The 18,857-nt window shown below is 71.1% G+C and carries 18 protein-coding genes; 9 read left to right on the top strand and 9 right to left on the bottom strand.

What is annotated here, in order from left to right; translation table 11 throughout:
- The first annotated feature begins 58 nt into the window (after positions 1-58).
- Together C7389_RS15245 and C7389_RS15240 are read left to right on the top strand one after the other, a co-directional pair.
- Positions 59-736, top strand: coding sequence for an alpha/beta hydrolase (locus tag C7389_RS15245; RefSeq protein WP_133592981.1), 678 nt, complete (start codon positions 59-61; stop codon positions 734-736).
- A 181-nt stretch (positions 737-917) separates the two neighbouring features.
- Positions 918-1,562, top strand: coding sequence for a peptidoglycan-binding domain-containing protein (locus tag C7389_RS15240; RefSeq protein ID WP_133592979.1), 645 nt, complete (start codon positions 918-920; stop codon positions 1,560-1,562).
- 68 nt (positions 1,563-1,630) lie between these two features.
- Here the strand turns inward: C7389_RS15240 and C7389_RS15235 are convergent, their stop codons facing one another.
- From C7389_RS15235 to C7389_RS15220, 4 genes are all read right to left on the bottom strand, one after another.
- Entirely contained in the window at positions 1,631-2,674 is a 1,044-nt protein-coding gene (locus C7389_RS15235; protein ID WP_133592977.1) for a VWA domain-containing protein, read from the bottom strand.
- Positions 2,675-2,686: 12 nt separating this feature from the next.
- On the bottom strand, positions 2,687-3,619 hold the full coding sequence (locus tag C7389_RS15230; protein ID WP_133592975.1) for a DUF58 domain-containing protein: 933 nt from the start codon (positions 3,617-3,619) through the stop codon (positions 2,687-2,689).
- Positions 3,597-4,610 carry an AAA family ATPase gene (locus C7389_RS15225; RefSeq protein ID WP_133592973.1) on the bottom strand — a complete coding sequence of 338 codons (1,014 nt, stop codon included), beginning with the start codon at positions 4,608-4,610 and terminating at the stop codon, positions 3,597-3,599. The genes C7389_RS15230 and C7389_RS15225 overlap by 23 nt, the downstream gene beginning before the upstream one ends.
- An 82-nt stretch (positions 4,611-4,692) precedes the next feature.
- Positions 4,693-5,595 carry a S1C family serine protease gene (locus C7389_RS15220; protein ID WP_246034782.1) on the bottom strand — a complete coding sequence of 301 codons (903 nt, stop codon included), beginning with the start codon at positions 5,593-5,595 and terminating at the stop codon, positions 4,693-4,695.
- 466 nt (positions 5,596-6,061) lie between these two features.
- On the opposite strand from C7389_RS15220, the gene C7389_RS15215 reads away from it, so the two are divergent.
- Positions 6,062-7,090 (top strand): VWA domain-containing protein, encoded by a 1,029-nt coding sequence (locus tag C7389_RS15215; protein WP_133592969.1) that lies wholly within the window; start codon positions 6,062-6,064, stop codon positions 7,088-7,090.
- A 181-nt stretch (positions 7,091-7,271) separates the two neighbouring features.
- Here C7389_RS15215 and C7389_RS15210 read toward each other — a convergent pair whose 3' ends face one another.
- The 3 genes from C7389_RS15210 to C7389_RS15200 all read right to left on the bottom strand — a co-directional run bounded on the left by C7389_RS15210 (position 7,272) and on the right by C7389_RS15200 (position 10,216).
- Complete coding sequence (locus tag C7389_RS15210; protein ID WP_133592967.1) at positions 7,272-8,252, bottom strand: 2-dehydropantoate 2-reductase; 981 nt, start codon at positions 8,250-8,252, stop codon at positions 7,272-7,274.
- Between the two features lie 53 nt (positions 8,253-8,305).
- Entirely contained in the window at positions 8,306-9,076 is a 771-nt protein-coding gene (locus C7389_RS15205) for a class II aldolase/adducin family protein (RefSeq protein WP_133592965.1), read from the bottom strand.
- A 72-nt stretch (positions 9,077-9,148) separates the two neighbouring features.
- Positions 9,149-10,216, bottom strand: a complete 1,068-nt coding sequence (locus tag C7389_RS15200) for a TRAP transporter substrate-binding protein (RefSeq protein ID WP_133592963.1) — start codon at positions 10,214-10,216, stop codon at positions 9,149-9,151.
- A 340-nt stretch (positions 10,217-10,556) separates the two neighbouring features.
- Between C7389_RS15200 and C7389_RS15195 the strand changes: the two genes are divergently transcribed.
- On the top strand, positions 10,557-11,144 hold the full coding sequence (locus C7389_RS15195; RefSeq protein ID WP_133592961.1) for a malonic semialdehyde reductase: 588 nt from the start codon (positions 10,557-10,559) through the stop codon (positions 11,142-11,144).
- A 66-nt stretch (positions 11,145-11,210) separates the two neighbouring features.
- On the opposite strand, the gene C7389_RS15190 is transcribed toward C7389_RS15195, so the two are convergent.
- The gene (locus C7389_RS15190) at positions 11,211-12,125 is read right to left on the bottom strand and encodes a LysR family transcriptional regulator (RefSeq protein ID WP_162851751.1); all 915 of its coding nucleotides are present in this window, start codon (positions 12,123-12,125) and stop codon (positions 11,211-11,213) included.
- 170 nt (positions 12,126-12,295) lie between these two features.
- On the opposite strand from C7389_RS15190, the gene C7389_RS15185 reads away from it, so the two are divergent.
- The 4 genes from C7389_RS15185 (at position 12,296) to C7389_RS15170 (ending at position 16,785) form a co-directional block, all read left to right on the top strand.
- A complete protein-coding gene (locus C7389_RS15185) occupies positions 12,296-13,447 on the top strand; it encodes an aromatic ring-hydroxylating oxygenase subunit alpha (RefSeq protein WP_133592957.1) in 1,152 nt (383 codons plus the stop codon).
- A 343-nt stretch (positions 13,448-13,790) separates the two neighbouring features.
- Positions 13,791-14,792: a PDR/VanB family oxidoreductase gene (locus C7389_RS15180; protein WP_133592955.1), complete on the top strand. Its 1,002-nt coding sequence runs from the start codon at positions 13,791-13,793 to the stop codon at positions 14,790-14,792.
- A gap of 82 nt (positions 14,793-14,874) precedes the next feature.
- A complete protein-coding gene (locus C7389_RS15175; RefSeq protein WP_133592954.1) occupies positions 14,875-15,954 on the top strand; it encodes a TRAP transporter substrate-binding protein in 1,080 nt (359 codons plus the stop codon).
- A 198-nt stretch (positions 15,955-16,152) separates the two neighbouring features.
- Positions 16,153-16,785, top strand: a complete 633-nt coding sequence (locus tag C7389_RS15170; protein ID WP_133592952.1) for a dioxygenase family protein — start codon at positions 16,153-16,155, stop codon at positions 16,783-16,785.
- A gap of 152 nt (positions 16,786-16,937) precedes the next feature.
- Here the strand turns inward: C7389_RS15170 and C7389_RS15165 are convergent, their stop codons facing one another.
- Complete coding sequence (locus tag C7389_RS15165; protein WP_162851750.1) at positions 16,938-17,972, bottom strand: AraC family transcriptional regulator; 1,035 nt, start codon at positions 17,970-17,972, stop codon at positions 16,938-16,940.
- 165 nt (positions 17,973-18,137) lie between these two features.
- On the opposite strand from C7389_RS15165, the gene C7389_RS15160 reads away from it, so the two are divergent.
- The gene (locus C7389_RS15160; protein ID WP_211168287.1) at positions 18,138-18,842 is read left to right on the top strand and encodes a DsbA family protein; all 705 of its coding nucleotides are present in this window, start codon (positions 18,138-18,140) and stop codon (positions 18,840-18,842) included.
- The last annotated feature ends 15 nt before the right edge of the window (positions 18,843-18,857 follow it).

Here is an 18,857-nt window from a genome sequence, read left to right as displayed (position 1 = left end):
CAACCGCCGGGTTAACCATGGAAAATCCAACTCTTGCCCTTGCCTCCGGAGCCCGCCCATGAGCACCGCCCTGCTGCCCGCGGTCGAGATCACGACCGCCGCCCACCCCACCCATGCGGTGATCTGGCTACACGGCCTGGGCGCCGACGGCCACGACTTCGAACCGGTGGTGGATGAGTTGGACCCCTCGGTGCTGCCGCCTACCCGCTTCGTCTTCCCGCATGCGCCGGTGCGGCCGGTGACCATCAACGGCGGCTACCGGATGCGCGCCTGGTACGACCTCGTCACCAGCGACTTCTCCCGCCGCCGCGAAGACCCGGCCGGCGTGCACGAATCCGCGCAACAGCTGACGGCGCTGATCGCCCACGAGAACGAGCGCGGCATCGCCGACGAGCGCATCGTGCTCGCCGGCTTCTCCCAGGGCGGCGCGGTGGCGCTGCACACCGCCCTGCGCCACCCGCGGCGGCTGGCCGGCGTGCTGGCGCTGTCCACCTACCTGCCGCTGCCCGACACCCTGGCCGCCGAAGCCGCGCCGGCCAACAAGGACCTACCCATCTTCATGGCCCACGGCCACGGCGACACCGTGATCCCCTACGACTTCGCCGAACGCTCCGCCCGGCTGCTACAGGACGCCGGCTACCCGCTGGCCTGGCATCCCTACTTCACCGAGCACAGCCTGTGCCTGGAAGAAATCCGGGATGTGGAGGCCTGGCTGGCGCAGGTGCTGGGCGGCTGAATTCCCCAGCTCCAGCGGCGCGCCCGGGCGGAAAGGCAGCGGGCGCCGCGCGCCGCGGATTCATACCTGATTCGTGGGATTCCACCACCAGCGCGTTTTCCTATCTTGCTCCTGCCGGCCGGCGCCCTTTGCTGCCGGCGCAGCCGCCAACCGGCGGCCGCCACCCGACAGGAGTGTCCTCATGGCTTTCGTACTCAAACCCGGATCCAGCGGCCAGGCAGTGTCCGCCCTGCAGCAGAGGCTGGTGGACATCGGCGCCCTCAAGGCCACCGCCGCCGACGGCTCGTCCAACGTGGACGGCCGCTTCGGCCAGATCACCCGGCAGGCGGTGATTGAACTGCAGAACAAGCACGGCCTCTATCCCGACGGCCTGGTCGGCCCGAACACCTCTGCCGCGCTGGACCTGCCCGCCCCCGAACCCCAGGCCGAGCCCAAAGCCAAGCATGTGTTCACCGCCGCCCAACTGAAAAAGCTCGCCGAACTTGTGGATGGCCTGCTGCCCACCGGCCCGCTGGACCTGTTCGACGACCGCGCCATCGCCTGGCTGGTGGAGAAGCTGGATGGCGCACTGGCCAAGCTGCTGCCGCCGCATGTGCTGGCCTTCATCAACGATCTCTCCCAAGGGCTGGACGGCGACCTTGCTGCGGTCAAGCGCCGCCTGGGCGAGCAGTTGAACCGGGCAATCAACGTGCCGCTGCTGTCGGAGGAGACCGAGGGCCGGATCATCGCCACCTTTGTGGACCTGGTATTCGATGCGCTGCAACTGGGCCGCAGCTTCGATGCGGCGCTGGCCCGCATCGCGCCCAAGGCCACCCGGACGTTATGAAACAGCCGTGGCCAGCGGGAAACCCGCCGGCCACGTTCTCCGGGCGCCCCGCCGCACCGGGCGCGCCCTCACAACACCCGCTTGAACCAGTACAGCGACAGGAAGGCCGCCAGCAGCGCCAGCAACACGCCGAGCGCCGAGAACAGCGCGCTCACCTCGGTCTGCTGCGTCTTCATCACCAGCCGGCTGCCTAGGTTGCGGTAGATCTGCTCCAACTCGCTGGCGCTGGTGGCATGGAAGTAGTCGCCACGGGTGGCGTCGGCCACGCCCTTCAGCGTTGCCTCGTCCAGCCGCACCCGCATGGACCAGCCTTCGTAGCCCACCACCTCGCCTTCCGGCGTGCCGATGCCCACGGTGTAGACGCGCACGCCACGGTCGGCCACGAACTGCGCCGCCTCCTCCACCGCCGGGCCGGCGGTGCGCTGACCGTCGCTGAGCAGCACGATGGCGGCATCCGGGTAGGAGCCGGGCGCCACCGGCGGCGGCTTCGGCGGCTTGGGTGGCGGCGGCGTGCTGCCGGGGCGCAGCGGCGGCGCCTCGCCTTCGCCGGTGAGGGCCTGGATGTCGATGCCGGCTTCGGGAAAGATGGCCGCCAGCGCCACCAGCAGGCCGCTGCCCACCGCGGTGCCGCGTTGCAGCTGGAAGCGGTCTATGGCGGCGTCGATTTCCTCATGGTTGCGGGTGGGCGGCTGCACCAGCGCGGCGGTGGCGGCGAAGGCGACCACGCCCACCCGGGTGCTCTTGGGCACCGCGGCAACGAAACTGTGAGCGGCCGCCTGGGCGGCGGCGAGGCGGTTGGGGCCGACATCGGCGGCGCGCATGCTGCCGGAGATGTCCATCGCCAGGATGATGGTGCGTTCCTCTTGCGGCAGCGTGAGCACCGCCACCGGCCGCGCCATCGCCACCATCATCGCCGCCAGGCCGAGCAGGAACAGCAGCGGCGGCAAATGGCGGCGCCAGCCGCGGTTGCGGCTCAAGGCCTCCTGTACCAGGGCGAGGCCGGCGTGGCGCAGCATGGTGGCGTGCTGCTGGCGCAGGATGCTCACGTAGAGCAGCACCAGCAGCGGCAGTAACAACAGCAGCCAGAGCAGACGGGGCCAGACGAAACTCATCGCGCACCTCTCCTAGCCGGCGCCCAGGTGCCCGGGCAGGCCGCCGCCGGCGCTGCGGCTGCGCCAGCGCCGCAGCTCGGCGAAGCGCATCACCGCGTCGGCAAGGTCATCCTCGGTACCCAGCTCCAGCACGTCCACCCCGGCGGCGGCGAAGCTGCGGCGCAGCCCGGCCTCCCGCGCCTCCGCCTGTGCGACGAAGCGCTCGCGGAAGCGGCGGTCGTGGGTATCCACCTGCAGCTGTTCGCCGGTTTCGGCGTCCTCGAACACCAGCAGGCCGAGATCCGGCAGTTCGTGTTCCAGCGGGTCGTGTACCCGCACCGACAGCAGCTCGTGGCGCTGCGTGAGCTGGTGCAGCGGGCGCTCCCAGCCGGCGGCGCCGATGAAGTCGGAGACGACGAACACCAGCGAGCGCCGCGGCACCACCTTGAGCGCGCTGGCGAAGAAAGCGGCGAGGTCGGTCTCGCCGCTGGCCTCGCTTTCCGGCCGGTTGGTGAGGGTGCGCAGCAGGTGCAGCACGTGGCGCCGGCCGCCGCGGGCGGCGATTACCTTGTCCACCTTGTCGCCGCACAGTACCGCGCCCACCCGGTTGCCGTTGCGGGTGAACAGCCGCGCCAGCACGGTGACGAACTCCACCAGCACGGTGCGCTTCTTGGCCTGGGAGCCGAAATCCACCGAGGGGCTGAGGTCGAGCAGAAACCAGGCCGCCACCTCCCTGTCCTCGTTGTACTGGCGCAGGTAGGGCGTCTGCAGGCGGGCGGTGACGTTCCAGTCGATGTGGCGCACGTCGTCGTGGTGCTGGTACTCGCGCAGGTCGGCGAGGTCCAGGCCGAAGCCGCGGAAGAGGGAACGGTAGTCGCCCTGCAGCAGGCCGTCCAGACGGCGGATCACCGTCCATTCCAGGCGCCGCAGCAGGCACTCCGGGTCAACGCGCGCCGGGGCGTCCATGGCTTTCCAGGGGCTTTTCAGGCGCAGGCAGGCGGGCGGTGATGCGCTCTATGAGTTCGTCCGCCGTCAGCTCGTCGGCCAGCGCCTCATAGCTCAGCACCAGGCGGTGGCGCAGCACGTCCGGCACCAGGTCGGAGAGATCCTGCGGCAGCACGTAGCTGCGGCCGCGCAGGAAGGCCAGCGCCCGCGCGCCTTCGACCAGGTGGATGGAGGCGCGCGGGCTGGCGCCCCAGGTGATGTAGGGCGCCACATCCTCGATGCCGTAGCGCTCCGGATCACGGGTGGCGGCCACCAGCCGCACCGCGTACTGCACCAGCGAGGGATCCACGTAGGCGCCGCGGCAGTCGCGCTGCAGCATGGCCAGCTCCTCGGTGCTGGCCATGGCGGCGATGGTGATGGCGGGGCCAGTGACGCGCTCGACGATGGCGCACTCCTCTTCCTCGCTCGGGTAACCCACCAGCACCTTCATCATGAAGCGGTCCACCTGGGCTTCCGGCAGCGGGTAGGTGCCTTCCGTCTCCACCGGGTTCTGCGTCGCCAGCACCAGGAAGGGATTGGGCACCTTGTGGGTCTCGCCGGCGATGGTCACCTGGCGTTCCTGCATCACCTCCAGCAGCGCGCTCTGCACCTTGGCCGGGGCGCGGTTGATCTCGTCGGCCAGCAGCAGGTTGGCGAACACCGGCCCGAGCGAGGTGGTGAATTCGCCGCTCTTCTGGTTGTAGATGCGGGTACCGACCAGGTCCGCTGGAACCAGGTCGGGAGTGAACTGGATGCGCTTGAAGCTGCCGCGCATGGTGGCGGCCAGGGTCTTCACCGTCAGCGTCTTGGCCAGGCCGGGCACGCCTTCCACCAGCAGGTGGCCCTGCGCCAGCACCGCCACCAGCACCCGTTCGAGGAAGTGGTCCTGCCCCACCACCACCCGCTTCACCTCGTACAGGATGCGCTCCATCAGCGCCGCCACCCCGTTCTGGTCCGATTCCCTGGTACTCATGCGCTTCCCCCTGGCGGCCGGTGGCCGCAGCGATGATCGCGGCCACGGCCGCATGCGGTGCCCGCGGGCACCTCCCCAAGCGTCAGAACGGCGACAGACCCGCCGCCCCCGCCGCGCTTTCTATCGGCACCGCGAAGGCGATGCCGACGAAGAAACCCTGGTCGGTGGGATTGAGGATGCCGGTGACGATGCCCACCACGTCGCCCTCCATGGTCACCAGCGGGCCGCCGGAGCTGCCCGGGTTGGCAGCGGCGTCGAACTGGATCAGGCGGGTAAGCGGCTCGCGGTCGTCGGCGGCACGGAATTCACGGTTGAGGCCGGAGACCACGCCGGTGGTCACCGAGGGGCCGATGTCGAAGGGGAAGCCCACCGCCATCACCGGCTGGCCGAGGGCGAGCTCGCTGGCCGGCGCCATGGTGGCGGCCACCAGGTCGTCCGGAATCGCGCCGGCCTGCAGCACCGCGAGGTCGTGCTCCGGGCGGGCGCCGATCAGGGTGGCGGAGGCTTCCATGCCGTCGTGGAAGATCACCTTCAGCCGCTTGGAGCCGGCCACCACATGGAGGTTGGTGAGGATGATGCCGCTGTCCACGATGACCACGCCCGAGCCTATGCTCTGCGCCTCGTCCTTGACCGCGTCCGGCTCCGTCTTGCCGTCGCCGGCCTTGTCGGCGCCGCCGCCCTTGCCCTTGCCTGGCTTGTCGCTCTTCGCCTGGTGCTGCGGTGGCGCCGCGCTGGCGTAGGCGCGCACCCGCACCACCGAGGGCCGGATCTTGTCGTAGGCCTTGGCCGCGGGCGCGGCCACTCCGCGCTGCTCCAGCGTCTTCGCCACCACCTTCTCGATATCCTCGGCGGCGGGAACATGCGGCGCGGTCTGCATGCCCACATAGACACCCACCGGCAGCAAGGCGGCCAGCAGGCCGGCGAAGAACAGCACCGGCTTACGCCCGAAGAAGGCACGCAGGCCGCGGGGCCGGGCCGCCGCCACCGGTGCTGCGGTCGCGGCGGGCGCCGCCGGCGGACAGGGGCGGGACGCAGTGGAATCGGGGGAGCTTGCAGGAGAGGTGGAAACCGAGGTGGAAGCCGCGGGAGCCCCGCCGGCCGGTGTGCGCGCACGCCCCTTCCCGCGGAACGAAGCTGCGCTGCTGCTGTAGAGCGGCGTTCTTCCCATGTGGCAATCCTCCACCGGTCGGTCGGCCCGGCACCGGGGCGCGCAGGAGCGGGCCGTCAGCGGGGCGATGGCAGGTGTGACTGTAGCGCTTCGGAGAAATTCCGTCGCCGCCGCAATAAGCTCCGAAAGCGCCCCAGGGGCCTGCCTGCGAGCGCCTTCCGCCGCCCTTGTCCCTGCGGCCGATGCGGGCGGCGAAGCCGGAACGCGGTGCTACAGTGAAACGGAGGCACCGGACACGCCGGTGGCGGATGTTCAGGCCGGCGCCCTGCCGGAAGGAGACGCCATGACCCTGATGTGGCCCGATCTGATCTGGCTGGCGCTGGCCCTGCCGGCGCTGGTGGCGGCATACGTATTACTGCTGCGGCGGCGCCGCCGCGCGCCACTGCGCTATGCCAGCCTGGCGCTGCTGCGGCCGGCGCTGGGGCGCGCCCAATGGCTGATGCGCCACCTGCCCGCGCTGCTGCTCCTGCTGGCCATTGCCGCCGCGGTGGTGGCCATCTCGCGGCCGAGCGCAGTGGTCACCCTGCCCTCGGAGCAGCGCACCATCATCCTTGCCATCGACGTGTCGCTGAGCATGAGCGCCACCGACATCGCGCCCGACCGGCTTGCCGCAGCCCAGGCCGCGGCCCGGGAGTTCGTCCGCGCCCAGCCCTCGGACGTGCGCGTCGGCATCGTCTCCTTCGCCGGTACCGCCACCGTGGTGCAGCCGCCCACTGACAACCGCGACGACCTCATCGCCGCCATCGACCGCCTGCAGCTGGACCGCCACACCGCCATCGGCAGCGGCATCATCGTCTCCCTCGCCACCCTGTTCCCCGAGCGCGCGATAGACCCGGACCAGACGCTGATCAATGGCCGCCGCGGCGGCCCGCCCTCGGCCGCCCCCCCGCCGGCGGCGGACGCGGTGGCGCCGGCCTCGTTCAACTCCGCGGCGGTGATCCTGCTCACCGATGGCCGCCGCACTACCGGCCCCGACCCGGTGGACGCCGCCCGCATGGCCGCCGAGCACGGCGTGCGCGTCTTCACCGTCGGCTTCGGCACCTCGGAAGGTGCGATGGTGAGCAACGAAGGCTGGTCGGTGTTCATGCGCTTCGACGAGGACACGCTGAAGGCCATTGCCGACATCACCCAGGCGCGCTACTTCCACGCCGGCACCGCGGCGGAACTGCAGCAGGTCTACCAGGACCTCAACGCCCGCTTCGTGCTGGAGCGCAGAGGCACCGAAATCACCGCCCTGTTCGCGGCGGCCGCCGCCGCGCTGATGCTGGCGGCGGCGCTGGTGTCGCTGACGCGGGTGAATCGGTACGCCTGAGGACTGCGGGCCTGAATGGGTGGGCCGGCCGCATTTCAGCCAATCAACCGGACGCGGCATGGTTTCTCCCTTATCCCTCTCCCGCGAGGGAAGAGGGGGTAACACCCGCGATGAAGCTTGGCTTGGCCGCGGCGTTCCTCCCACCTGGCCTTCACCTCCCAGCCTCAACTCCTCATCACCTTCAACGCAAGCCGCGCGTCTCCGCGAACAACCGCAGCAAACCGAACAGCGCCGCGATGCTGGGCACCTGCACGCCAACCCGGCCGGCGATCTCGTGCACCACGCCGATCAGCGCATCCACCTCCAGCCGGCGGCCGGCTTCCACGTCCTGCAGCATGGAGGTCTTCATCGCACCCAGCTTGCGGGTGACGGCATTGCGCTCCTGCGGCGACTGCGCCACCGGACAGCCGATGCGTTCGCCGACCTCGGCCGCCTCGCGCATCACCGCCACGCAGAAATCGTTCACCAGCGGGTCGTCCAGCATGCGATCGGAGGTGGCGCCGGTGAGGGCGGAGATGGGGTTCATGGTCATGTTGCCCCACAGCTTGAACCAGATGTCCTGCTGGATGCGCTCGGACAGCTTCACCTCCAACCCGGCGCCGGACAGCAGTTCCGCCGCCGCGCGCAGTGGCGCCGAGGGCGCGCCGCCGGCCGGTTCGCCCAGGATCAGGCCGTTGCCGAAGCCGTGGCGGCACACGCCCGGCGCCGGGGTGTTGCAGGCGATGTGCACCACGCAGCCGATCACCTGATTGCTGGGAATGCGCCGGCGCAGGCCGCCGTCCGGGTCCACCGTGTCCAGCGTGGCGCCGGCCAGCGGGCCGGGGAGTCCGTCGAAGAACCACCAGGGCACGCCGTTCATGGCCAGCAGCACCTTGGTATGCGGGCCGAGCAGCGGGCCGATGGCATCCGCCACCGCCGCCAGCGCCGGCTGCTTCACCGCCACGATCACCAGATCCTGCGGCCCGAGTTCGACCGGCTCGGCCACCGCGTGGATGGGGAAGTAACGGCGGCTGCCGTCGGCTTCCTCCAGCCCCAGGCCCTGCTCGCGCAGCGCGGCCAGGGTGTCGCCGCGCGCCACCGCGTTGAGGCCGTGGCCGGCGGCGGCCAGCCGGGTGCCTATGAGTCCGCCGACCGCGCCGACGCCGTAGAGACAGATCTTCACTGCGGGAATCCTCCTCGTCTTGTCCTTATCGCGCGCCGCTCGCCGGCCGCGCCTCAATAACGGTAGCCGGGATCGACGCGCTCGACCAGCCGGGTGAAGGCCGCCAGCGCATCTTCGCCGGCGCCGAAGCGGGGGTCGAAGTTGAGCGAATCCGCCACGCACTTTTCCAGCACCGGCCGCGGCAGCGTTATCACCTCACCCATGGACTGCGCCGCCAGCTGCACCTCGCAGGCGCGCTGCACCAGCCACAGCAGGGCGAAGGCCTGCGCCGGCGTGGCGCCCATCACCACCGGGCCGTGGTTGCGCAGCAGCAGCACCGGCTTGCCGCCGGCGCTGGCGAGGATGCGCTCGCCCTCGTCCATGTGCACCGTGATGCCCTCGAACTCGTGGTAGGCCACCTTGCCGTAGAGCTGGGCGGCGTAGAAGTTGCTGAAGGAGAGACCCTGCCTGAGGCAGCACACCGCCTGGGTGGCGGTGGTATGCACATGCATGACGCAGTGGGCGCCTTCCACCTGCGCATGGATGGCGCTGTGGAAGGTGAAGCCGGCCGGGTTGATGGGCCAGTCGGCGTGGCCGACGACGTTGCCATCGATGTCCACCTTGACCAGGTTGGAGGCGCAGACCTCGCTGTAGTGCAGGCCGAAGGGGTTGATGAGGAAGTGCTGCGGCTCGCCCGGTACCCGCAGCGAGATATGGTTGTAGATGGATTCGTCCCACCTGAGGTAGGCGAAGATGCGGTACATCGCCGCCAGTTCCACCCGCGCCTGCCATTCGGCGGCGCCGAAGCGCGCCGGGCGGTTGTAGTCGCGTCTATTGTTTTCCATGTCGTCCTTCCTCCGTTCCTGTCTATCGATTGCCCGGCGCCGGGCGAGCGCTTCCGCCCGGCGACCAGGCGTTCAGCGTGCGGCGGTGGCCGCCGGGTTCCGGCCCGCCAGCGCCCGTGCGGCGGCGAGCAGGGCAGCGCCATCCACGCCCTTGGCGCGCACCTCCTCCACCCAGTCGCGCTCCACGGTGGCGCTACGCTGGCGCAGTTGCTCGTAGTCGGCGCCGTCGAGCAGGGTGACGGCGTGGCCGGCGGCCTTGACCTTGGTTCGCGCCGCCTCGATGGCACCATCCCAGGCGGTGCCGAAGCGGGCCGACAGCGCGGCGCCGCTGTTGCGGTCGAGGATCTCGCGCAGGTCTGCCGGCAGCGCGGCGTACTTGTCCTTGTTCATCAGCACCACCAGCACGGTGGCGCCCAGCGCCGGCTGGTCCGCCGGGGTCTCCATGTGGAAGCGGGTGACCTCGTCCAGCTTGGTCGGCACGATGACTTCCCACACCGCCGAGGCGCCGTCCACCACGCCCTTGGCGATGGCCTCGGTCATCTGCGCCGGCGGCATCGCCACCGGCATCGCGCCCAGCGCCGCCAGCGTGCGGGAGATGGCGCGGTTGGGCGCGCGCAGCTTCATGCCGCGCAGATCGTCCGGGCTGTTCACCGGCTTGTTGGCGGTGTGGATGTTCATGCCGCCGTCGCCATGCATGGCGAGCACCTTGTAGCCGGCATACTCCTCGCGCAGGTTCTGCTCGTAGAAGGCCCAGACCATCCTGGCCTGCGCGGTGCCGCCCAGCGGCATCACGCCGGGCAGCTCCAGCGCCTCGGTGCGGGGGAAACGGCCGGGCGAGTAGCCGGGCGCGGTCCATACCACGTCGGCCACGCCGTTCCTCGCCTGGTCGGCGAGCTGGCCGGGGGTGCCGCCGAGCTGCATCGCCGGGAAGAACTGGCACTTGATGCGGCCGGCGGATTCCCGGGTCAGGGTGTCGCACCACGGCGCCAGCACCTCTTTCTGCGCCAGCGCGACGCCGGGCAGGAAGTGGGCGAGGCGCAGGGTGACTTCCTCGGCGGCGGTGGCGGGCAGGCTGGCAGCGGCGGTAATCAGGGCCGAGGCGGTGAGCAGGGCGAAACGGGAAAGACGCGGTCCGCGCATGGTTGTCTCCTTTATGGGCAGAAACCGCCGGCGAACGGATGCGCGGGCGGCATCGCCATGCTAGGAATCCGGCCCAACCGCCGGCTACCCGAAAACGGCGGACGCTGTACGGATCCGGCCGAAATATTCACGGGAGCAGGCCGCCACCGCAGTGGGGCGCCTTCCCTTGCCCAGTCCTCCCGGCAGGGCCTTCACCCCAGGAGCGACCAGCCGATTGATTCCTCCCGCGGAACAGTGTGATTCGCCAGCCGCGGTTTTTCCCGCCGGTGGATACGGCGACAATCACCGCCATGCTCCGGGGGCCCACCCCGGCCCCTCAAAACAAAAGCAAGGAAACACCATGAGCGCCAACGACGCCGCCCTCGACCTCATCTTCCGCAACGCCCGCAGCGTTAACCGCTTCACCGACCAGCCGGTGTCCGACGACACCCTGCGCCAGCTCTACGAGTTGCTGAAGTGGGGCCCGACCTCGATGAACTGCCAGCCGGCGCGCTATGTGTTCGTCAAGAGCGCCGAGGCCAAGGCCAGGCTCAAGCCGGCGCTGATGGGCGGCAACGTGGACAAGACCATGGCGGCGCCGGCCACCGTCATCGTCGGCCTGGACACCCGCTTCTACGAGCAGCTGCCCACCCAGTGCCCGGCCATTCCCGGCGCCCACGATATGTTCGCCGGCAACGCCGCGCTGGCCGAAGCCACCGCCTTCCGCAACAGCAGCCTGCAGGCCGCCTACCTGATCATCGCCGCCCGCGCGCTGGGCCTGGACTGCGGCCCCATGAGCGGCTTCGACGCCGCCAAGGTGGACGCCGAGTTCTTCCCCGGCGGCGACTACAAGACCAACCTGCTGGTGAACCTCGGCCACGGCGACGCCGCCGGCAACTACCCGCGCGGCCCGCGCCTGGCCTTCGACGAAGTCGCCCGCATCGTCTGACCCGCCAGCACGCCCGGCACCCCCAGCCCCGCCGCCGGCACCCCGCCGGCCGCGGGGCTGCCGCGTTCACCCCGCCCGGTCGGCCGAGAAGGTCTCGAAGAACAGCGCCCGCAGCCAGGCGTTGCCGGGGTCGTGCTGGAAGCGCGGATGCCAGCTCTGGCGCAGCGCCAGTGCCGGCAGCTCCACCGGCGGCGGCAGGCAGCGAATGCCGGCGTGGGTGCCAAACACCCGCGCCATGTGCTCCGGCACGGTGGCGATCAGGTCGCTGCCCTCGATCAGCATCGGCAGCGTCAGGAAGCCCTGGGTCATCATGAAGAAGCGCCGCTTCAGGCCCTGCGCCTGCAGCGCCCATTCGAAGATGTCCTCGTCGCGGCCGAAGGGCATCACGCCGACGTGCTCGGCGGCGAGGTAGGCCTCGCGCGCGATGCGCTCGCCGTAGCGCGGGTTGTCGCGGCTGACGATGCACACCAGCGGATGGCGCACCAGCTGCTGCTGGTACAGGCCGTCGGCGGTCAGCGGCAGACTGCCGATGGCGAGGTCGATGTCGCGCCGCTCCAGCGCCGCCGGCAGCTCGCGCGGCATCAGCCGCAGCACCCGCAGGCGCGCATGCGGCGCCCGCTCGCGGAAGCGCGGCACCAGCCGCGGCATGAACACCAGCTCGGCCATGTCGGTCATGCTCAGCGAGAACACCCGCCGCGACTGCGCGGGGTCGAAGCCCGCTCCCGGCACCAGGCGGGCGCGCACGCCCTCCATCATCTCCGCCACCACCGGCGCCAGCTCCAGGGCCTTCTGCGTCGCCACCATGCGGGCGCCGCTGCGGACGAACAGCGGATCGTTGAAATAGACGCGCAACCGGCGCAGCGCATGGCTCATCGTCGGCTGCGTCATGCCCAGCGCCTCGCCGGCGCGCGACACGCTGCCGTGGGTGAGCAAGGCATCCAGCACCGGCATCAGGTTGAGGTCCAGTTCGCGGAAGGACATCCGGCCTCCATGCATGGGAACGCGGTCGTGCTGCGGGACAACATGAATCACTAACATATTAGACATGTCCGCCAGCGCATTTACCACCCCCGCCGCCCCTTCCTAGACTTGCCTCCATCGCCGGCCCCTCAGCGCAGGGCGCGGCAACACAAGAACGAGGAGACAGAGACATGACCCGCCCCAGCGCCAAGCTCATCCAGGCCGCCCAGGCCGCTTCCCGCCGCCTCGCCGACCGCGACACCCCCTTCATCTACAACGCCTGGTACGTCGCCGCCTTCGCCGAGGAAGTCGGCGAGGCCCTGCTCCGCCGCACCCTGCTGGGCAAGCGGGTGGTGATGTTCCGCACCAGCGAGGGCCGCGCGGTGGTGCTGGACGACCGCTGCCCGCACCGCTCCTTCCCCCTCTCCGCCAGCCGCCGCGACGGCGACACCATCGTCTGCGGCTACCACGGCCTGCGCTTCGACAGCCACGGCGACTGCGTGGAAGCGCCGTCGCAGTCGCCCTGTCCCAAGGGCATAGGGGTGCGCGCCTACGCGGTGGTGGAGCACGGCCCGCTGCTGTGGATCTGGATGGGCGACCCAGCCGAGGCCGACCCGGCGCAACTGCCGCCCGCCGCCTGGATCACCGACCCCGCCTGGGAAACCTCCCACGGCTACATGGACCTGCGCGCCAGCTACGTGCGCCTGCACGAGAACCTGCTGGACCTCACCCACCTCAGCTTCCTGCACGCCGCCACCATAGGCACGCCCGACTATGCCGGCGCCGCCTACCAGACCGAACTGGGCGACGGCCGCTTCGCCCTGGTGCGCAACGTGGTGCCGACCTCGCTGCCGCCGGTGTGGGGCGAGCCCACTGGCCTCTACGGCAAGCCCACCGCCGCCCGCATCGCCCGCTCCGAGTTCCACTCGCCGGCCATGCATGAGGTGAACGTGGCCTTCTACGATACCGCCCTGCCCGCCGAAAGCCGGCCGGAGTTCCGCATCCGCACCGCCCACCTGCCCACCCCGGAAACCGCCACCAGCACCCATTACTTCGTGGTGCACGGCCGCGACTTCGCCCAGCAGGACGCCGCCATCACCCACGCCATGCACGAACGCCTGTTCGCCGCCTTCCACGAGGACGTGGTCGGCCTGGCGCTGCAGGAAGAACTGCTGGCCAGCGCCGACGAGGACTTCCACGAGATGTCGCTGGCGGCGGACGGGCCGGCGATCGCGATGCGCCGCTACATCAAGGCGCGGGCGGAGGCGGAGATGGCTGCGCGGGCGGCGGCGAGGCAGGCGGAGGGCAGCGTGGCGGCACGGGCGCAGCCGCAGCCGGCGTGAAGAAGCGGATACGGTGACTGCGGTCCAAGCATTCACACAAACCGCCCTTGCTGCCCCCCATGGTTGAGATAAGCCCTCACCCCACGGCGACCGCATCTTTTCCCCCTATCCCCTCGGGGGGCAGGCGGAAGAGCGAAGCACTGCTTCGCCCGCCGGAGCGCCCTGGGGCATGCAGGCCACATGGCCCGCGGACCCGGGGGAGGGGCGCCCTGAAGGGCCGGCTGCGCCAGCCCAATCGTTCCTCCATTGACCAACCCAAACGTGGGCAAGCGTTCTAGCTGGGCCGCCCACCCCCACCCCCGGCACGCACCCAGCAGAGGCGCGGCCCCCCGGAGAGAGAGACATGTACGAAGTCGTGCTCACCCGCAAGCAGCGGGAAGCCGAAGGCATCTTCAGCTTCCGCCTGGAACGCCCCGACGGCGGCGCCCTGCCGGCCTTCGAGGCCGGTGCCCACATCGACCTCACCATAGACATCGCCGACGAGGGCGCGCCCGACGACCCACTCGGCGCCCGCCCCGGCCGCCAGCTCATCCGCCAATACTCCCTGTGCAACCCGCCGCCCGCCGGCGCCGCCGACCACTACCTCATCGGCGTGCTGGACGACCCCGCCTCCCGCGGCGGCTCGCGCGCCCTGTGCCGGCAGCTGGAAGAAGGCCGGCGGCTGCGCATCTCGGCGCCGCGCAACCTCTTCGCCCTCGCGCCGGAACCCGCGCCGGCGCTGCTGGTGGCCGGCGGCATCGGCATCACGCCCATCCTCGCCATGGCCGAAGCGCTGACCGCCGCCGGGCGCGACTACCGCCTGCACTACTGCGCCCGCCGCCGCTCCCAGGCCGCCTTCCTCTCCCGCCTGGCCACGGCGCCGCACGCTGCCCGCAGCCGGCTGCATTTCGACGACGAACAGCCCTTCGACGCCGCCGCCGCGCTGGCCGGGGCGCCGGCCGGCGCGCACCTCTATGTCTGCGGCCCAGCCGGCTTCATGGACCACCTCGCCACCACCGCCCTCAACCTGGGCTGGGAGGCGGACCGCCTGCACCGCGAGCACTTCGGCCGCGCCCCGGCCGTCGTCGACAGCGGCGACCTGCCCTTCGAAATCGAGCTCGCCAGCACCGGCGCCCGCATCCCGGTGGCGGCGGACGAATCCGTCACCCAGGCCCTGGCCCGCGCCGGCATCGACATCCCGACCTCCTGCGAGCAAGGCGTGTGCGGCACCTGCCTCACGCGGGTGCTCGCCGGCCAGCCGGACCACCGCGACCAGTTCCTCACCGCAGAAGAGCGCGCCGCAGCAGACCACTTCCTGCCCTGCTGCTCACGCGCCCGAGGCCCGCTGCTGAAGCTGGATCTCTGATCCCGCCGGCAGCGCCGTTCCACCGCCCCGGCCGCCGGCCGCGGCGGCAGCAGCACCCACCAGAGAAGAAGGAGACGACAGCATGAAATCCACCCGCCAACCCACGCCGGCCGCGCCGGCCGCCCGCCCCAGCCGCAAACCCCGCGCCGCCGTGCTCACGCTGGCCGCCGCGCTGGCCGCCCTCGCCCTCCCGGCCGCCCACGCCCAGGAAGTCACCCTCAAGGTCGCCCACTTCCTGCCGGCCAACGTCTCCGGCCACCAGAAGGTGCTGGTGCCCTGGTGTGCCGACATCGCCCGCGACTCCCAGGGCCGCATCGCCTGCCAGTTCTACCCGGCGATGCAACTGGGCGGCACGCCGGCGCAGCTGGTGGACCAGGTCAAGAACGGCGTCGCCGACGTGGTGTGGACGGTGCCCGGCTACTCCGCCGGCCGCTTCCCCGCCATCGAGGCCATGGAGCTGCCCTTCGTCATCAGCGACGCCAGCCGCGGCGGGCTCGCCACCTGGCAGTACTACCAGCGCCACGCACAGAAGGAGTTCGAAGCCTACAAGGTGCTGGCGATGTTCATCGACGGCGGCGTCACCCTGCACACCGGCCGCAAGGAGATCAAGGCGCCGGCCGACATCGAAGGCCTCAAGTTGCGCGCCCCCGGCCGCATGGCCTCCAAGACCCTGGCCGCGCTCGGCGGCCAGCCGGTGGCGATGCCGCCGGCGCAGATGACCGAGGCCATCGCCAAGGGCGTGGTGGACGGCGCCATGGGCGGCTGGGAGTTCGTGCCCTCGACCAAGCTGGACGAAGTCACCCGCTTCCATGTCGATCCGCCGGCCGGCCAACCCTTCCCGGTCGCCACCGTGCTCACCATCCTGATGAACAAGGCCAAGTACGAGCGCCTGCCGGACGACCTCAAAGCCGTCATCGATAAGCACAGCGGCGAAGCCCTGGTCGTCCGCGCCGGCCGCAACTGGGACGACGAAACCGAGGCCGCCCGCGCCAAGGTGCTGGCCGGTGGCGGCAAGATCCACCGCTTCAGCGAGGACGACATGCGCGCCATGCGTGCCGCCACCGCCAAGGTGGACGAGGAATGGATCGCCGAAGTCAGCCGCAAGGGGCTGGACGGCAAGGCGCTGGCCGCGACCGCGAGGGAATTGGCCGCGGCGCCCTGAGGCGGCGGCCAGCCCAGCGACAAGCCCCGGAGCCGGGGCGGGCACCACCCGCTCCGGCCCCTTTTCAGCCCCTTTTCAGCCCCTTTCCCGGCCCTTTCCCGGCCCTTTCGTCTTCCCGGCTCCGCCACTTCCGGCGCGCAAGGAACCCGCGCCGCCTTCCGCGCCACCAAGGGCCATCCCCTGCCCGGAAGTGCCGCCATGACCGACCGCCGCGACCTCCTCCTCGGCCTGGGCGCCGGCCTGCTGCTGGCCAGCCGTCCCGGCCTCGCCGCCGAAGCCTGCGCCCCCGCGGTGTGCAAGACCTGCGGCCCCACCGGCAGCGCCACCGCCGGCCCCTTCTATGTCGCCAACGCGCCCTCGACCATGGACATCAACCTGCTGCGCGCCGCCGGCACGCCGATGCAGGTCGCCGGCCTGGTGCTGGGCGGCAACGACGGCCGCACGCCGCTCGCCAACGCGGTGGTGGAGCTGTGGCATGCCGACAGCGACGGCCGCTACCACCCGGAAGACAACGGCGACATCTCCCGGTACCGCGCCGAGGAGATCAACCTGCGCGGCCAGGTCCGCAGCGACGGCCAGGGCCGCTTCGCCTTCACCAGCATCGTTCCCGGCAACTACGCCAACCGCCGCCGCCACCTGCACTGGCGCCTCTCCGCCGGCGGCCACCGCCCGCTGGTCACCCAGACCTACTGGCAGGACGAACGCGACACCGCGCTGGCGCGCCGGGACCCGGTAGACCGCAACCCAGAAGACTGCCGCTGGCTGAGCTTCCGGGAACGCGGGGGCGTCATGCAGGCCAGCGTGGTGTTCGTGCTGCAGATGCTGGCCTGAGGCTGGACGATGGCAGCCGCAGCGCTAGCACGCGGGGCGCCCCTCTGCTCTTGTTAAGCCGGCGGTTGAATACACAACAGCCCTTCGGGCCGAGCCTGTCGAAGTCCGCGACGCTCTTCGACAGGCTCGGTCTCCCTTATCTGATTGCCGGCTCAATAGCTGCCCCGCCGCAGCGTCGCCGATGGTGTTTCACCGTAGCGGCGGCGGTAGTCGGCGGCGAAGCGGCCTAGGTTGCCGAAGCCGCGGCGGATGGCGATCTCGGCGACGGTGTCGGCAGGGCCGGCAGCGAGCAGGTCCTGCCGCGCGCCCTCCAGGCGCAGCTCGCGCAGCCAGGCCATCGGGCTGGTGCCGCGGCTGTCGCGGAAGGCGGCGCTGAGAGTGCGGATGCCGACGCCGGCGGCGGTGGCGATGTCGGCCAGGGTCAGCGGCTGGCCGGCGTGGGCGCGCATGTAATCCTCGGCCCGGCGCAGGTGGCGCGGCGCCGGCGCGGGCAGTGGCCTGTGCAGCAGCGCCGACTGGCTGTGGGGCACTTCGGTGAGCAGGTAGAGCGCCACCATTTCCTCCAGTTGGCGCAACAAGGCGGCGCCAGGCGCCACCTGCGCCCAGCCCAGCACCAGCCGCAGCAGCGCCAGCCAGCGCGCCTGCGCCGGCAGGCCCGCCGCCAGCGCCGGCTGGAACAGTGGCGGCGCAGCGTCCGCCTGCCCGCTCAGCGCGGCCCACTTGGCCGCCAGCAGGCCTTGTTCGATGCGCAGGTTGAGGCGGCAGCTGTCGGCGGAAAAGCGCTTCCTCACCGGCGTGGCGGCGGAATCCAGCACCACCATGCCGGCGCCGCCGCGATGCACACCGCCGCCGGCGACGATCTCGGAGGCGCCCTCCAGCTGGGTGGTGATCAGGGTGAAACCGCCGGCCGCCTGCTGGTCCAGCTCAACCTCGGTGCCGAAGCGTAGCCGCGCCAGCTCCAGCGCCCCCAGGCGGCGGCACTCGAAACGCATGTCGAAGCGGCGGCCATGCACGCTCAGGCGATGGTGGCTGTAGGCGGAGCGCAAGCGGGCTGAGGCCTCCGCCGGGTCGCGGCAGCGGATGAAGGACGCCGCGGCCGCGGCAGCATTCCCCGCCGCCTGCGCACAGGGGCGAAACAGCGACGCGGCCTCGCGGCCGAGTTCCCGGGTGTGAGCGTGCTGCTGCATCCCTGCCTCCTTGCTTCGTCCGCCGCCGGCGGGCGCCGGGAGATTGGTCCTGTCCATGAAACAGTGCCTTATCCGCCACCCGCTTTTTCCCCGCCGAGCACCCTTCTATGATGGCAAGCCCCGACTCGACCTTCCGCCAGGCACCGCCCCGCCGGAAAGACCATCATGACCCTGCATTACATCTTCGACCCCCTGTGCGGCTGGTGCTACGCCGCGGCCCCCTTGGTGAAGGCTGCGCGCAGCCTGCCTGGCCTGCGCGTCGCATTCCACGGCGGCGGCATGATGATGGACGGCGACCGCCGCCCGATCACGCCGCAGTGGCGGGAATACGTGATTCCCCACGACCGCCGCATCGCCGCCGTCAGCGGCCAGCCCTTCGGCGAGGCCTATTTCGACGGCCTGCTGCTGGACCGCGGCGCGGTCATGGACTCCGCACCGCCAACCACCGCCATCCTCGCCGCCGAGGCCATCGCCGGCCGCGGCCTGGACATGCTGGATCGACTGCAGCGCGCCCACTACGTGCAGGGCAGGCGCATCGCCGAGCCGGCGGTACTGCACGCCATCGCCACCGACATGGGCCTGAGCCCGGTGGAGTTCGACCACGCCTATGCCGACCTGGAAGGCGGCCCCACCCGCAACCACGTCGCCGCCAGCCGCGAGCTGCTGGCCCGGGTCGGCGGCCGCGGCTTCCCCACCCTGGTGCTGGAGACCGACGACCGCAAGTTGCAGGTGCTGGACCTCTCCACCTGGCTGGGCAAGCCGGACGCCTTCCGCGAACACCTCGCCGGCCGCCTGCCCGCCACCGCACCGGCACAAGTGGAAGCGGAAGCGCCCTTCTGCGGCGTGGATGGCTGCACGCCGGAAGCCTGAAACCGGCAAGCCATC

It is taken from the genome of Azoarcus indigens, assembly GCF_004361735.1.
GTDB classification, from domain to species: domain Bacteria; phylum Pseudomonadota; class Gammaproteobacteria; order Burkholderiales; family Rhodocyclaceae; genus Azoarcus; species Azoarcus indigens.
The sequence above is the reverse complement of the archived record's forward strand: the minus strand, read 5'-3'. Positions and strand labels throughout refer to the sequence as shown.

Coding starts and splice junctions, on each gene's coding strand:
- C7389_RS15245 (WP_133592981.1), top strand. CDS start 59: ATGAGCACCGCCCTGCTGCCCGCGGTCGAGATCACGACCGCCGCCCAC.
- C7389_RS15240 (WP_133592979.1), top strand. CDS start 918: ATGGCTTTCGTACTCAAACCCGGATCCAGCGGCCAGGCAGTGTCCGCC.
- C7389_RS15235 (WP_133592977.1), bottom strand. CDS start 2,674: ATGAGTTTCGTCTGGCCCCGTCTGCTCTGGCTGCTGTTGTTACTGCCG.
- C7389_RS15230 (WP_133592975.1), bottom strand. CDS start 3,619: ATGGACGCCCCGGCGCGCGTTGACCCGGAGTGCCTGCTGCGGCGCCTG.
- C7389_RS15225 (WP_133592973.1), bottom strand. CDS start 4,610: ATGAGTACCAGGGAATCGGACCAGAACGGGGTGGCGGCGCTGATGGAG.
- C7389_RS15215 (WP_133592969.1), top strand. CDS start 6,062: ATGACCCTGATGTGGCCCGATCTGATCTGGCTGGCGCTGGCCCTGCCG.
- C7389_RS15205 (WP_133592965.1), bottom strand. CDS start 9,076: ATGGAAAACAATAGACGCGACTACAACCGCCCGGCGCGCTTCGGCGCC.
- C7389_RS15200 (WP_133592963.1), bottom strand. CDS start 10,216: ATGCGCGGACCGCGTCTTTCCCGTTTCGCCCTGCTCACCGCCTCGGCC.
- C7389_RS15195 (WP_133592961.1), top strand. CDS start 10,557: ATGAGCGCCAACGACGCCGCCCTCGACCTCATCTTCCGCAACGCCCGC.
- C7389_RS15190 (WP_162851751.1), bottom strand. CDS start 12,125: ATGTCCTTCCGCGAACTGGACCTCAACCTGATGCCGGTGCTGGATGCC.
- C7389_RS15185 (WP_133592957.1), top strand. CDS start 12,296: ATGACCCGCCCCAGCGCCAAGCTCATCCAGGCCGCCCAGGCCGCTTCC.
- C7389_RS15180 (WP_133592955.1), top strand. CDS start 13,791: ATGTACGAAGTCGTGCTCACCCGCAAGCAGCGGGAAGCCGAAGGCATC.
- C7389_RS15175 (WP_133592954.1), top strand. CDS start 14,875: ATGAAATCCACCCGCCAACCCACGCCGGCCGCGCCGGCCGCCCGCCCC.
- C7389_RS15170 (WP_133592952.1), top strand. CDS start 16,153: ATGACCGACCGCCGCGACCTCCTCCTCGGCCTGGGCGCCGGCCTGCTG.
- C7389_RS15165 (WP_162851750.1), bottom strand. CDS start 17,972: ATGCAGCAGCACGCTCACACCCGGGAACTCGGCCGCGAGGCCGCGTCG.
- C7389_RS15160 (WP_211168287.1), top strand. CDS start 18,138: ATGACCCTGCATTACATCTTCGACCCCCTGTGCGGCTGGTGCTACGCC.